Consider the following 13,255-nt stretch of genomic DNA (forward strand, 5'->3'; position numbering starts at 1 on the left):
ACATCGCGTCAGACAGACGATTACACTGACCACGTGCCTCAACTTCGCGTCGCCCTGAATCAGATCGACTCGTCCGTCGGCGACATCGCCGGAAACGCCGAGACGATCGTGCACTGGACCCGGCACTCGGCCGAGCAGGGGGCCCATCTCGTGGCCTTCCCCGAGATGGCGCTGACCGGCTATCCCGTGGAGGACCTCGCCCTGCGCTCGTCCTTCGTGGCGGCCTCGCGCGCCACGCTGCACGCGCTGGCCCGGCGCCTGGAGTCCGAGGGCCTGGGCGAGCTGCCGGTGATCGTCGGCTATTTGGACCGCGCCACCGAGAAGACCCAGCCGCGGTACGGCCTCCCGGCCGGGGCACCGCAGAACGCGGCGGCGGTCCTGCACCGGGGCGAGGTCGCCCTGGCCTTCGCCAAGCACCACCTTCCCAACTACGGCGTCTTCGACGAGTTCCGCTACTTCGTGCCCGGCGACACCATGCCGGTCATCCGGGTGCACGGCGTCGACGTCGCCCTCGCCATCTGCGAGGACCTGTGGCAGGAGGGCGGCCGCGTGCCCGCCGCCCGGTCCGTCGGTGCGGGGCTGCTGCTGTCCATCAACGCCTCCCCGTACGAGCGCGAGAAGGACGACACCCGCCTGGAGCTCGTCCGCAAGCGCGCCCAGGAGGCGGGCTGCACCACCGCCTACCTCGCGATGATCGGCGGCCAGGACGAGCTGGTCTTCGACGGGGACTCGATCGTGGTCGCCCCCGACGGCGAAGTGATCGCTCGGGCCCCGCAGTTCGCCGAGGGCTGTGTGGTGATCGATCTTGACCTGCCCGCCGCGGGGCCCGTCCCCGACGGCATCGTCGACGACGGCCTGCGCGTCGACCACGTGACGCTGTCCGCCGACCCGCTCCCGGCCTACGAGCCCGAGCTCACCGGCGGCTACGCGGACCGGCTCGACGACGACGAGGAGGTCTACTCGGCACTGGTCGTCGGTCTGCGGGCGTATGTGGCCAAGAACGGCTTCCGCAGCGTCCTCATCGGCCTGTCCGGCGGCATCGACTCGGCGCTCACGGCCGCCATCGCGTGCGACGCGCTCGGTGCGCAGAACGTGTACGGCGTATCCCTGCCGTCCCGCTACTCCTCGGAGCACTCCCGGGACGACGCCGCCGAACTCGCCCGCCGTACCGGCCTGCACTTCCGCACGGTGCCCATCGGCCCGATGTTCGACGCGTACCTGGACTCGCTGAAGCTCACGGGTCTGGCAGAGGAGAACCTCCAGTCCCGGCTGCGCGGGACGACGCTGATGGCCATCTCCAACCAGGAGGGCCACATCGTGCTCGCGCCGGGCAACAAGTCCGAGCTCGCCGTCGGCTACTCCACGCTCTACGGCGACTCGGTCGGCGCGTTCGGCCCGATCAAGGACGTCTACAAGACCTCGGTCTTCCGCTTGGCGACGTGGCGCAACCGGTCCGCCGAGCAGCGCGGCCAGACACCCCCGATCCCCGAGAACTCGATCACCAAGCCACCCAGCGCCGAGCTGCGCCCCGGCCAGGTCGACACGGACACCCTCCCGGACTACGAGGTCCTCGACGCGATCCTCGACCTCTATGTGGACCGGGACCAGGGACGCGACGCGATCGTCGCTGCCGGATTCGACCCGGAGACCGTCGCCCGCGTGCTGCTGCTCGTCGACCGGGCCGAGTACAAGCGACGGCAGTACCCGCCGGGCACGAAGATCTCGGCGAAGGGCTTCGGCAAGGACCGCCGTCTCCCGATCACCAACCGCTGGCGCGAGCACATCTGACGGCCCACCCGGGTCTCCGACGGTGAGGCCCGGGCTCAGCCGATCCGGCACCTTTCCGGCACCTGTCGGGCCCCTGTCAGGGCGCGGCTACAGCTCGACCGACGCTGCGACCGGCAGATGATCGCTGCCGGTCCTCGGCAGCGACCACGACTTCACGGGCTCCATGCCCCGCACCATGATCTGGTCGATCCGGGTCATCGGGAACGACGCGGGCCAGCTGAAGCCGAAGCCGTCGCCCACCGCGCCCTGCGTGGACCGCATCTGTGAGGTCACCGGAGCCAGCGACCGGTCGTTCATGGTCCCGTTGAGATCGCCCAGCAGCACGACCCGGTCCAGCCGTTCCCCCGCGATGGCGTCCCCGAGCGCGGCCGCGCTGTCGTCCCGCTGCCCCGCCGTGAAGCCGGCGTTGAACTTCACCCGTACCGATGGCATATGGGCGACGTACACCGCGACCTGCCCCTGGGGGGTCCCGACCGTGGTGCGCAGCGCCCGGATCCAGCCCAGCTTGATGCCGACGGGGCGGGTGTCGCGCAGCGGGTACTTGCTCCAGATCCCGACCGTGCCCTGGACGGAGTGGTACCGGTACGTGCCCGCGAGCGCCTTCTCGTACGTCGCCATGGCATCGCCCGTGAGCTCCTCCAGCGCCACGACGTCGGCATCCGAGGCCGCGACGTCACGCGCCGTACCCGCGGGGTCGGGGTTCTCGGCGTTGACATTGTGGGTGGCCACGGTGAGGTGGCCCGGAGTCCCGATCGCCTTCTCGGTGACGAGCCCGCCGAAGAGGTTCAGCCAGACCAGGGACGGCAGGACCAGCGCGACGAGCGCGGTCGCCGAACGGCGCAGCAGGGCGAACAGGAGCAGCAGCGGGATGCCGAGAGCCAGCCACGGCAGGAAGGTCTCCAGCAGGCTGCCGAGGTTGCCCACCGTGTTGGGGACCTCGGAGTGGAAGGCCATCAGCCCCGCCAGCACGAGGGCGAGCAACGCGAGGACGATCCCCCGCCGCCACATTCCTCTCACATGCCGGCCCAGCAGGCGCCGGGCGCGGGAAGGGCTCCGCTCAGGGTTCAAGCCGCCGTGTCCCGTATCCGTCGTGTACGCCTGCACCATCTACCGTTCCTCGCTGCCTCGCACGCCGCTGGTCCCCGTTCCCCCGAACCCTAGGCGATGACCAGTGGGTTTCCTTGCCGCCTGGGCGGCTGGTCTCCTACGAGGACGAGGACGGCAGCGGCATGGGTTCCGGTTCGCGCCGAGATGCGTTCCGCTGTGACAGAACCCGGACGCAGGCCGGCGCCGGCTGCACCTCGGGCCCGGGAGCCCTGCAGGTCACCGAGGATCCTGCGGGGGACGCACCCCTTCGAGCACGCTGTCCACGATGGACTCGGCCAGCCCCTCCGGGAGTTCCTGCCACTCGTGCAGGACGACCCGGGCGAGCATCGGCCCGACGAACAGGTCCGCGAGCAGCTCGACGTCCGCGTCGGCGCGGATCTCGCCGGACGCGATACCGCGCCGCAGCACCTCGTGCACCGACTCCCGCCGGGCCCGCAGGACCGTGTCCTGATACTCCCGCCACAGCCCGGGGTGTGACCGGACCTCGGTGACGACGGCGCGCAGCACCGCCGACGACCGCTTGGCCAGGCCGCTCCTGCGCAGGAACTCCAGCAGCAGCACCAGGTCGTCGCGGACCGACGCCCCGGCAGGCCGCGGGGTCCGCGGATCGAGGGAGCGCAGGGCGTCGAGCAGCAGCGCCTCCTTGCCCGGCCAGCGCCGGTAGACGGTGGCCTTGCCGACCCCGGCTTCGCGGGCGATCCGTTCGATCGACAGCTCCGCCACCGTGGCGCCGTGCTCCAGCAGCCGCAGCACGGCCTCGACGATCGCCGCGTCGACGGCGGCGCTGCGCGGACGCCCGCGGCGCCCGGCCGCGCTCACCGCTCCTCGCCTCCCGTACGGGGCAGCCCCGCGCCGGCCGACGTCCGGCCCTCGTCGGCCGCGCCGCCGGTCCGCGGACGCCCCGGCAGGAACAGCGCGACCACCACCGCGCCGGCCAGCGCCACGACGGACGCGACGACGACCGTGATGTGCATGGCGTGGACGAAGGCGTCGTTCGCGGTGCCGGTCAGCGCCCTGCCCGCCGGCCCCAGCCGCTCGGCTGCGGCGCGGGTCGCCTCGATCGACTCACCCGCCGCGTGCCGTTCCCGGGCCGGCAGCGCCGCGAGGTCGCCGTCGATGCTCCCGCGGTAGGCGGCGGACAGCACGGAACCCAGGACGGCGACCCCGAGCGCGCCGCCGAGCTGCCGGAAGGTGGTGTTGATCGCCGAGCCCGAGCCCGCCTTCTCCCTGGGCAGGGACTGCATGATCGATGTGGTCACGGGAGGCATGGTGTGCGCCATGCCCGCGCCCTGGAGGAAGAGCAGCACCTCCAGCACCCAGATCGGAGTGGACCGGTCGAGCAGCAGGTAGCCCGAGAGGGTCACCGCCAGCAGGAGCATGCCGCAGGCGCACACGGCGCGGGCGCCGAACCGTGCGACGACGAGACGGGCGCGCGGCGCGAACACCAGCTGTGCAACGGCGAGCGGCAGGATGAGCAGCCCGGTCTGGAGCGGGGTGTAGCCGCGCACGCTCTGCGTGTAGAAAGCGGTGAAGAAGGTCACGCCCATGAGGGCGAAGAAGACCAGCGCGACGGCGCCGACGGCGGCCGAGAAGGCGGGGTTGCGGAAGTAGGTCACATCCATGGCCGGGTGGTCGCTGCGCCTCTCGTACAGCACGAAGGCGAGCAGCACGACGAGCCCGCCGCCGATCGTGGACACCACCTGAGGGGCGGTGAAGTCGCCGAACCGGCCGCCGGTGATGATCCCGTACACGAGCAGCACCAGACCGACGATGGACAGCAGGACGCCGACCGGGTCGAGGCGACCGGGCGCGGGGTCCCGGGAATCCGGTACGAGGAGCGCCATCGCGATCAGCCCCGCGACGACGACCGGGACATTGATCAGGAAGACCGAGCCCCACCAGAAGTGCTCGAGCAGCAGGCCACCGGTGACGGGGCCGACCGCGACGGCCACGCCCACGCTGCCGACCCAGAAGCCGATGGCCCTGGGCTGCTCGTCGCGCTCGAAGACGTTGACGAGGATGGCGAGCGTGGCGGGCATCACCAGGGCGCCGCCGAAACCCATCACGGCCCGGAACGCGATGAGCTCAGCGGGCGCCCCCGCCTGGGCAGCCAGCGTGGAGCCGATGCCGAAGACGGCCATGCCGAAGAGGAGGACCTTCTTGCGGCCGAGCCGGTCGCCCAGCAGCCCCGCGGTGAACAGCAGGCTCGCGAAGACCAGGGTGTAGGCACTGACCGCCCACTCCAGCTGGCTCTGCGTGGCGCCGAGGCCGGTGGGCGGCGGGGTGGCGATCGTCTTCAGCGCCACGTTCAGGATCGAGTTGTCCAGCACCACCATCAGCAGGCTGAACATCAGCACGACCAGGATGAGCCAGCGGCGTCGGTGGACGGCCTCGGGGACGGTTCGGGCGGCGGGTGCACCGGGGGGAGTCGCCATACGCGGCAGCCTACGGTCGGTTTCGATACGGTGCCGTTCCGTATCGATGCGGATCCTTCTGTGACGAGTCCTGTGACGAGGCCCCTTTTCGGGTGCGGCGGCAGGTGCCACCATGGAGCTGGTCCGGGGACGCCGTGAGGGCGCCTCGAGATGACGAAGGAGCCGTTGCAATGACGCACGTTTCGCCTGCCCAGAATGCATCCAGCGGCCGGAAGGCCGACAGCGGGAAGACGCTGTACGGGGGTACGGGCACCCGGCGCATCACCGTCCGCGACATCGCCGCCGCCAAGCAGCGCGGCGAGAAGTGGCCCATGCTCACCGCCTACGACGCGATGACCGCATCCGTCTTCGACGAGGCGGGCATCCCGGTCATGCTGGTCGGCGACTCAATGGGCAACTGTCACCTGGGCTACGAGTCGACCGTCCCGGTCACCATGGACGAGGTCACCATGCTGTCGGCGGCGGTGGTCCGCGGCACCAAGCGCGCGCTGATCATCGGCGACCTGCCCTTCGGCTCGTACCAGGAGGGTCCGGTCCAGGCGCTGCGCAACGCCACCCGGCTGGTCAAGGACGCGGGCGTCGGAGCGGTGAAGCTGGAGGGCGGCGAGCGGTCCGCCCATCAGATCGAGCTGCTGGTCCAGTCAGGCATCCCCGTGATGGCACACGTCGGCCTCACCCCGCAGTCCGTCAACGCGTACGGCGGCTACCCGGTGCAGGGGCGCGGCGAGGAGGCCGCCCAGCAGCTGCTGCGGGACGCCAAGGCGGTGCAGAACGCCGGTGCGTTCGCGGTCGTCCTCGAACTCGTACCGGCCGAGCTGGCCGCCGAGGTCACGCGCTCGCTGCACATTCCGACCGTCGGCATCGGCGCCGGCCCGGACTGTGACGCCCAGGTCCTGGTATGGACGGACATGGCGGGCATGACCAGCGGCCGACTGCCGCGGTTCGTCAAGCAGTACGCGCAGCTGCGCGAGGCGCTCAGCGGCGCGGCGAAGGCGTTCGCCGAGGACGTCGTCGGCGGGGCGTACCCCGCCGAGGAACACAGCTTCCACTGACCGGGCACGCCCGGCGGGCGATCGACGCCTGATGCGGCCCGCCGGGTCCCAGCCGGATAAGCCCCCACCCCAGCCGGCAGCCCGCCGATCTTCCTCCGTCGGCGGTGGAACTCCCGGCGGCCCGCGAGACGTTCTCCTCGCGCCCCCTGTACGGTCGGGATGCCCCTGCCCGGACCCGGGCTCGTCCGTCCCGACGCACAGGAGTACCACTGCATGACGACCGCCATCAGCCGACGCAGCGAGCGCCGGATCAGCCCCGTCTTCCTCGGGCTGGTCGCCGTCATGACGGTCTCCGGCTGGGCGGTGTGGACGGACTTCGCGGCGAACACCGGCGTCGCCGTCTTCCTCTTCGTCACCGCCGCCTGGATCGTGTCGCTGTGCCTGCACGAGTACGCGCATGCGCGCACCGCACTGCACGGCGGTGACATCTCGATCGGCGCGAAGGGCTATCTCACCCTCAATCCGCTGAAGTACACCCATGCGCTGCTGAGCATCGTGCTGCCCGTCCTCTTCGTGATCATGGGTGGGATCGGGCTGCCGGGCGGTGCGGTGTTCATCGAGCACCGGCGGATCCGAGGGCGCTGGAAGCACAGCCTGATCTCGGCGGCGGGACCGCTGACCAACGCGCTGCTCGCGGTGGCGCTCACGGCACCCTTCTGGCTCGGCACGATGCGGGACGTCCCGGTGGCCTTCCGGTGCGCACTCGCCTTCCTCGCCCTGCTCCAGGTGACGGCGGCGCTCCTGAACTTCCTGCCGGTGCCGGGCCTGGACGGCTACGGCGTGATCGAGCCGTGGCTGTCGTACAAGGTGCGGCGGCAGGTGGAGCCGTTCGCGCCGTTCGGGCTGATCGCGGTGTTCGGGCTGCTGTGGGTGCCGGAGATCAGCCAGGTGTTCTTCGACGCGGTCCACGCAATCCTGCGGGGGCTCGGCGTGACGGAACTCGAGACCTTCCTCGGCCAGGAGTGGTTCCGCTTCTGGCAGGGCGAACCTCAACTGCCGTTCGCCGCGTAGGCGGCGCCCTCCGGGTGCACTCCGCCGGATACCTCCCCCGTGGAGGACCTCCCCGGACCGTCGGGCCAACGGGCACCACCGGTGCGCCGCAGGGGAACCCCACCCCCAGGGAGATGCCCAGGCGCTAACCCACCGGATGGCCGGGAGGTGCCGAGACGACCTCGGTCGGTGCGCTGAAGCCTGCCGCGCGCTAAGCGCGCTCGGCCTTTGCCTTGCGCAGGGCGAACCAGGCCAGGTTCGACGAGACGCCGGCCATCATGATCCAGACGATGCCGAGCCAACTGCCCCGCACGAAGGAGATGACCGCGGCGGCGACGGCCAGCACGCAGACGGCGAAGGCGAACAGGGCGAGGCGGGGCATGAGGGTCGGCTTTCTGTCCGGGAGCTCGGGGAACGAGGCCGTACGACCGACCTGCGCTCCCGGCCATTGTCCCGCACGCCCCGCGCCGGCCTACACGTCGGTGACGCGCAGCCCCGTGTGGGCCTTGTAGCGGCGGTTCATCGAGATCAGGTTGGCCACCAGGGACTCCACCTGGTGGGCGTTGCGCAGCCGGCCGGCGAAGACTCCCCGCATGCCCGGGATTCGGGCGGCAAGCGCCTGCACCAGATCGGTGTCCGCCCGCGCCTCGCCGAGCACCAGCACATCGGTGTCGATCTCGTCGATCGACTCGTCCTGCAGCAGGACGGCGGACAGGTGGTGGAACGCCGCGGTCACGCGCGACTGGGGAAGCAGGGCCGCGGCCTGCTCGGCGGCGCTGCCCTCCTCCGGCTTGAGCGGGTAGGCGCCCTTCTTGTCGAAGCCGAGCGGATTGACGCAGTCGACGACCAGCTTGCCCGCGAGTTCCTCGCGCAGGGCCTCCAGGGTCTTGGCATGTCCGTCCCACGGCACGGCGACGATCACGACATCGCTGCGCCGCGCGCACTCGGCGTTGTCCGCGCCCTCGATGCCGAGGCCGAGCTCACCGGCGGCGGTCTGCGCGCGCTCGGCCACCCGAGAGCCGATGATCACCTTCTGCCCGGCCTTGGCCAGCCGGTAGGCCAGCCCGCGCCCTTGGTCGCCGGTGCCGCCGAGCACCCCGACCACCAGGCCGGATACGTCCGGGAGGTCCCACGGGTCCTTGGCGGGAGCTTTCTGCGGAGTCTGCGGCGTGGGAGTCTGCGGCGTGCCGGCTGCGGGATCAGATGTCGTCATACGGCGATCCTGCCAGGCCGCCTCCGGTCACTTCACGTGGCCCTCGTCACTTCACGCTGCCCTCGGTCAGGCCGGTCCGCCAGTACCGCTGGAGCACTCCCATCAGGATCATCAGCGGCACGACGGAGAGGAAGGCGCCGCCCACCGTGTACTGGTACAGCTCCGGCTGGCGGTCCGCGTACCCCTGCCAGCCGGTCAGGCCGAGCTGGATCGGATAGAGGCCGGAGTCCGAGAGCATCACCAGCGGAAGGAAGAAGTTATTCCAAATGTGCACGAACTGGAACAGGAAGACGGTGACGAGCGCCGGTGTCATCAGCCGCAGTGCCAGCGTGGTGAAGATCCGCATCTCGCCCGCGCCGTCGATCCGGGCCGCTTCCAGCAGTGAGTCGTGGACGGCCGCGGCCGCGTAGATCCGGCACAGATAGACGCCGAAGGGGCTGACGACGCTCGGGATGAGCACCGCCCAGTAGGTGTTGGCCAGGCCCATCTCGCTGAAGAGCAGATAGAGCGGAAGGGCGAGCGCGGTGCCGGGGATGAGGACCCCGGCGAGGACGACGTTGAAGATGCCATCGCGGCCGGGGAAGGGGAACTTCGCCAGCGCGTAACCGGCGGCCGCCGCGAGCAGCGTGGCGGCGACGGCCCCCACCCCCGCGTAGAGCAGGCTGTTGCCGAACCAGCGGACGTAGATCCCGTGGTCGTAGGTCAGCACGTCGCCGAGGTACTGGAGCGGATGCGGGTCGGCGAACCAGAAGCCGAAGGTGCCGAAGAGGTCACCGGTGTTCTTCGTCGCCGAGACGACCAGCCAGTAGACGGGCACGAGGAAGTAGACGGCGGTGACGGCGAGCAGCGAGACCGTGATGATGCGGTACCGCAGCGGCGGTTCACCGGGGCCGGCACCCCGGCTCGCACGGGTGCGCCCGCCGGTCTTACGTGCTGGGGCGGGCTCGGGAGGTTCGGGGGTCCTGCCCTCGGTCAGCAGCGTCACTCGCCGTCCCTCCCCCGCCGTCCGACCATCCGGAGGAAACCGAAGGACAGCGCGCAGGCGACGAGCGCGAGCAGCACCGCCTCCGCAGCCGCGGCGTGCTGGTTGTTGCTGGTGAACGCCTCGTTGTAGGCGTGCAGGTTGGGGGTGTAGCCGGAGTCGATGGTGTTGGTCAGCGGCCGGAGCACCATGGGCTCGGCGAAGAGCTGGAGCGTGCCGATGATGCTGAAGACGGTGGTGAGCACGAGCGCGGGCCTGATCAGCGGCAGTTTGACGTGCCGGGCGACCTGCCAGACGCTCGCACCGTCGATCCGCGCGGCCTCGTACAGCTCGCCCGGTACGGCTTTCAGCTGGGCGACCAGGACCAGCATGTTGTAGCCGGTGAACTGCCAGGTGACGATGTTGGCGATGGACCACAGGACGGTGCCGCGGGACAGGAAGTCCAGCTCCCAGCCGACCGTGTCGGCCATCTCGACGAAGGGACTGATCCCCGGTACGTACAGAAATCCCCAGAGGATCGAGGCGATGACGCCGGGCACCCCGTACGGCAGGAAGAAGGCCGTGCGGAAGAAGCCCACCCAGCGTGCCGACGCGGCCTCCAGCAGCAGGGCCAGCGCCGTGGCGAGCGCGATCATCAGCGGGATTTGCACGGCACCGAAGAGCAGCACCCGCCCGAACCCGGCCAGGAAGCCCTCGTTCTGCAGTGCCTGGACGTAGTTGTCGAGGCCCGCGAAGACCTCCTTGGGGCCGCCGCCGAGGCCGAGCGGCCCGGACCGCTCGACCTTCAGCAGGCTCTCGTAGATCGCATAGCCGATGGGCGCGACGAAGCAGAGCAGGAAGAGTGCGAGAAAGGGCAGCAGAAAGCCTGCGGCGGCGCGGGCGTTGCGGGCCTCGCTACGGGTGAGCCCTCTCACCCGGTCTCCACCTTCAGCCCCTTGGCCTTGAGGTCCTCGACAGTCTGCCGCTGCACCTTCTTCAGCACGGACCGGAAGGAACTGCCGTCACCGATCGCCGCGGTGAAGGCGTCGCCGAACCGCTGGTAGAGGGTGTCCACCGCCGGCCCCCACTGCCAACTGGTGTCCACCGCCTTGCCGGCCGCCTCGAAGACCTCGCTGTACTTCTGCCCGCCGAAGAAGTCCCGCTGGCCCTCCATATCGCCGTTCGTCCAGCCCTGTTTGGCGCTGGGCCAGCCATAGCCGCCGTCGATGAGAAGCTTTATCGACTCGGGGTCGGTGTTGAGCCAGACGGCGAAGTCCATCGCGTCCTGCGGGTACTTGGAGGCGCGGAAGACCGCGGTGGTGGAGCCGCCCCAGTTGGCGGAGGCGTTGTCGCCCTTCTTCCACTGCGGCAGCTGGGCGACCCGCCACTTCCCGGACGTCTTCGGTGCGTTGCCCACCAGCAGTGCGTCACCCCAGCTGGCACCGACCCAGGCGGCCATGTCGCCGGTCTGGATGTCCTTGTACCAGGCGTTCTGCCGGTCCGGGATGGTCTTGATGAGCTTCTGCCTGACCAGGGACTCCCAATAGTCGGCGACACGCCCGGTCGGCTCGTCGTCGATGGTGACCGTCCAGGAGTCGCCCTCGACGCCGAACCAGCGCGCCCCGGCCTGCCAGGCGTACCCCGCGAAGCGGTTGCCGTTGGTCGGCGCGAACGTCTCGATCCAGGCGTCCTTCTTACGGATCGCCTTGGCGGCGGCCTCGTACTCGTCCCAGGTCTGCGGGGTCTCGACCTCCCACTTGTCGAAGAGGTCCTGGCGGACGAACAGGCCCATCGGCCCGGACGCCTGCGGGATCGCGAAGACCCCGTCGCCGAAGACGCTCTGCTGCCACTGCCAGCCCTCGAACTTGCCCTTGACGTCGGCGGCGCCGTACTTCGTGAGGTCGAGGAGTCCGTTGTCGAGCAGGAAGCTCGGCACCACGGGGTACTCGACCTGGCCGAGGTCCGGCGGGTTGCCCGCCTTGATGGCGGCGTGCATCTTGGCGTACTGCGCGCCGTTGACCGCCGACACCTTCTCCAGCTTGATCTGTACCTCGGGGTTCTTGCTGTTCCACAGATCGACCGGCTTGTCGATGCCCGGCACCCAGGACCAGAAGGTGAGCGTGACCTTCTGTCCCTTCTTGCGCGCGGCGGGCTTCTTCTCACCGCTGTCGTCGGAGTCGCCGCAGCCGGCGAGGGCGAGACCTGCGGCCACGGCCGCGGCTCCGCCGAGGACGGTACGGCGGTCCAGGCCATGCGGGCCATACGAACTCATGACAGCTCCTCAACGGGGATCCGGCGGAAGGTGATGGTGGAGTAGGCACTGAAGTCACCGGTCTCGTAAAGGAGTCCGACGCCTGTGCCGTCGATGCGTACGAGGTCGGAATAGGCGGCGGGGAGGCCGTCGACGGTGTGCACCGGTTGCCAGGTCACACCACGGTCGTGGCTGGCCCGTACCGTCATCAGGGCACGGAAGCCCGGATCGGCCGGCCCGGAGAAGAGCAGCACGTCGGGGCTGCCGAGGTGGAGCACGCTGCCCTCGACGACCGGCCCGGTCAGCCCGGCCTGCGGGCGGAAGGGCTTCTCGAGGGTCTCGCCGCCGTCACGGGAGTAGGCGTCGGCGCGGGTGCCGGGCGCCGGGGAGTCGTTGCGGCAGTTGAAGTAGATCCGGCCGTCGGGGAGTTCGGTGGCGGTCGTCTCATTGGCGTTGATGTAGCCGTTGGGTTTGCTGTCGGTGTAGCCGATCCGCCAACTCTGCCCGCCGTCGTCGCTGAGGAGGGCGTGGCTGCCGTCGTACTTGCCCTCGGCGCCGGTGTCGGAGCCGGAGGGAGCGGCGGAGTGGTTGCCGGGCACCACGATGCGCCCGGCATGCGGGCCGTGCCGTAACTGGATCGCGTGGCCGGGGGTGGTGGCGTACCAGCGCCAGGTCGGCTTCTTGACCGCCGCGGTGATCTCGCGGGCGCCGCTCCAGCTCCGGCCGTGGTCGTCGCTGTGCTGCACCCACACCCGGCGTCCGTCGGCGGCCGGGACCTTGCCCTCGCGGATCCGCCGCTCGGTCGCGTCGGCGGCGTTCCGTACCTGGACGAGGACGATCCGGCCGCTGTCCAGAACCACGGGCGCGGGGTTCCCGGCGGTGTCGTCACCGTTCTCCGCCACGACTTGGAGCGGGCCCCACGTGCGGCCGCCGTCCGTGGACCGCCTCAGAACGACGTCGATGTCGCCGAAGTCGGCAACCGAGTCGACGCGGCCCTCGGCGAAGGCCAGGACGGTCCCGTCGGGCGCGGTGACCGCGGCCGGAATCCGGTAGCCGGCGTATCCCCCGGTCCCCGCGCGGAAGGGGACGGAGACCTGAGGTGAGGCCACGTGGACCGCCATTCGCCCTCCCGATGCTCCATTGCATACGAGTCCCCATGACCGGACGTAGGACGTCCTTTGTCCTGTCGGCGACCATAAGGAGCGCCTGAGGGGCCGTCAAGGCACCGGACATAGTGCGTTATCCGGAAGGCCAACAAGGTCTTCCGCACCCAAACGCCGGGTGAACAACAGCTGACAGACACTCCGGAACGCGGCCTGCCTATCGGGAGATCTCACTCCGAGAGCGAGGCCTCCGGGAACGGGGTGCCCCGGGACGGGATGTTCCCGGAGCGGGGAGATTCGGAGGGGAGATTCGGAGGGGCGCTCCGGAGCAGGGGCGCCGGGAGTCTCCCGGTTG

Annotated in this window: 12 protein-coding genes; 3 read left to right on the forward strand and 9 right to left on the reverse strand. The window is 70.3% G+C overall.

Translation table 11 applies throughout. The annotated features are described in order from the left end of the window. The first annotated feature begins 33 nt into the window (after positions 1-33). Positions 34-1,788, forward strand: coding sequence for an NAD+ synthase (locus tag ACTWQI_RS00270; protein ID WP_443266218.1), 1,755 nt, complete (start codon positions 34-36; stop codon positions 1,786-1,788). 87 nt (positions 1,789-1,875) lie between these two features. Here ACTWQI_RS00270 and ACTWQI_RS00275 read toward each other — a convergent pair whose 3' ends face one another. The 3 genes from ACTWQI_RS00275 to ACTWQI_RS00285 all read right to left on the reverse strand — a co-directional run bounded on the left by ACTWQI_RS00275 (position 1,876) and on the right by ACTWQI_RS00285 (position 5,330). Further along, the gene (locus ACTWQI_RS00275; RefSeq protein ID WP_443267124.1) at positions 1,876-2,796 is read right to left on the reverse strand and encodes an endonuclease/exonuclease/phosphatase family protein; all 921 of its coding nucleotides are present in this window, start codon (positions 2,794-2,796) and stop codon (positions 1,876-1,878) included. Between the two features lie 315 nt (positions 2,797-3,111). Further along, positions 3,112-3,714: a TetR/AcrR family transcriptional regulator gene (locus ACTWQI_RS00280; protein WP_443266220.1), complete on the reverse strand. Its 603-nt coding sequence runs from the start codon at positions 3,712-3,714 to the stop codon at positions 3,112-3,114. Continuing rightward, positions 3,711-5,330, reverse strand: a complete 1,620-nt coding sequence (locus tag ACTWQI_RS00285; RefSeq protein WP_443266222.1) for a DHA2 family efflux MFS transporter permease subunit — start codon at positions 5,328-5,330, stop codon at positions 3,711-3,713. The genes ACTWQI_RS00280 and ACTWQI_RS00285 overlap by 4 nt, the downstream gene beginning before the upstream one ends. A 170-nt stretch (positions 5,331-5,500) precedes the next feature. Between ACTWQI_RS00285 and panB the strand changes: the two genes are divergently transcribed. Further along, positions 5,501-6,382: a 3-methyl-2-oxobutanoate hydroxymethyltransferase gene (gene panB / locus ACTWQI_RS00290; RefSeq protein WP_443266224.1), complete on the forward strand. Its 882-nt coding sequence runs from the start codon at positions 5,501-5,503 to the stop codon at positions 6,380-6,382. 213 nt (positions 6,383-6,595) lie between these two features. Continuing rightward, a complete protein-coding gene (locus ACTWQI_RS00295) occupies positions 6,596-7,393 on the forward strand; it encodes a site-2 protease family protein (RefSeq protein WP_443266225.1) in 798 nt (265 codons plus the stop codon). 190 nt (positions 7,394-7,583) lie between these two features. Here ACTWQI_RS00295 and ACTWQI_RS00300 read toward each other — a convergent pair whose 3' ends face one another. The 6 genes from ACTWQI_RS00300 to ACTWQI_RS00325 form a co-directional block, all read right to left on the reverse strand. Then, positions 7,584-7,754 (reverse strand): hypothetical protein, encoded by a 171-nt coding sequence (locus ACTWQI_RS00300; RefSeq protein ID WP_443266227.1) that lies wholly within the window; start codon positions 7,752-7,754, stop codon positions 7,584-7,586. 90 nt (positions 7,755-7,844) lie between these two features. Next, positions 7,845-8,585, reverse strand: a complete 741-nt coding sequence (gene npdG / locus ACTWQI_RS00305) for an NADPH-dependent F420 reductase (RefSeq protein ID WP_443266229.1) — start codon at positions 8,583-8,585, stop codon at positions 7,845-7,847. Positions 8,586-8,631: 46 nt separating this feature from the next. After that, entirely contained in the window at positions 8,632-9,570 is a 939-nt protein-coding gene (locus ACTWQI_RS00310; RefSeq protein WP_443266231.1) for a carbohydrate ABC transporter permease, read from the reverse strand. Next, positions 9,567-10,481: a carbohydrate ABC transporter permease gene (locus ACTWQI_RS00315; protein ID WP_443266233.1), complete on the reverse strand. Its 915-nt coding sequence runs from the start codon at positions 10,479-10,481 to the stop codon at positions 9,567-9,569. The genes ACTWQI_RS00310 and ACTWQI_RS00315 overlap by 4 nt, the downstream gene beginning before the upstream one ends. Then, complete coding sequence (locus tag ACTWQI_RS00320) at positions 10,478-11,818, reverse strand: ABC transporter substrate-binding protein (protein ID WP_443266234.1); 1,341 nt, start codon at positions 11,816-11,818, stop codon at positions 10,478-10,480. Before ACTWQI_RS00320 ends, ACTWQI_RS00315 begins: the two co-directional genes overlap by 4 nt. Continuing rightward, positions 11,815-12,918, reverse strand: a complete 1,104-nt coding sequence (locus tag ACTWQI_RS00325; RefSeq protein ID WP_443266236.1) for a sialidase family protein — start codon at positions 12,916-12,918, stop codon at positions 11,815-11,817. Before ACTWQI_RS00325 ends, ACTWQI_RS00320 begins: the two co-directional genes overlap by 4 nt. Positions 12,919-13,255 lie beyond the last annotated feature (337 nt).

Source organism: Streptomyces sp. KR80, from assembly GCF_052245555.1.
Lineage (GTDB): Bacteria > Actinomycetota > Actinomycetes > Streptomycetales > Streptomycetaceae > Streptomyces.